Genomic DNA, 612 nt, shown 5'->3' with positions numbered 1-612 from the left:
CCTCTGCCATCAGCCGGGTGTCCACCGGTCGGCCGCCGATCCGGATGGTGCGGCTGCCGCGCGCCGACACCGTGCAGCGGTAGGTCCGCGTTTCAGTCTGATCGTCGCCCTTCAAGAAGGTGTGGAAGCGTTCGCTGGGCCCCTCGCGGCCGCCATGCACCAGCGCCATCGGCTGCGAAATGTCCGAGGCCAGCAGACCGCCGCCGAAGCCGCGCATGCCCCGCAGCATGCCGCGTTCGGTGATCAGCGCCGCCCCGTCCGCGGACAGCCAAGTATCCACACCGCCGCGGCGCGCTTCCAGCAGCATGACGCCCGAACGCTCCTGTCCGGGGAATGAAACCTGCAGCTGTTCCGCCCCGGCCCGCTGCAATGCACCGGCACGGGCATTCACCGGCTGGCGGCCCGGCGCGATCACGCTGCTGACCTGGGTGAAATTGTCGTTGAGATTGCTGCATCCAGCGCTCAGCGCTGCCGCGAGGAGGGTAAAGGGCAATCTGCTCTTCATCTGAAATACCGTCCCCACTGCCTGGCAAGCTGTTGAGCGCGGTCATCCCTTACGGTGCCAGACAAGCGATTGCGCAGATTGATCCGCGCGCCGCCGTCCCGCAGAAC

At 67.3% G+C, this 612-nt stretch carries 1 protein-coding gene; it reads right to left on the bottom strand.

Translation table 11 applies throughout. The features are described 5' to 3' along the window. Positions 1 to 505: YjbF family lipoprotein (locus A9D60_RS06475; protein ID WP_141117849.1), on the bottom strand; the 505-nt coding region annotated here is incomplete at its 3' end. Between the last annotated feature and the right edge of the window lie 107 nt (positions 506 to 612).

Origin of the sequence: Leisingera sp. JC1 (genome assembly GCF_001679925.1) — a bacterium.
Classification (GTDB): domain Bacteria; phylum Pseudomonadota; class Alphaproteobacteria; order Rhodobacterales; family Rhodobacteraceae; genus Leisingera.
Note: the sequence above shows the minus strand (reverse complement) of the source record. Positions and strands in the feature narration are given on the sequence as shown.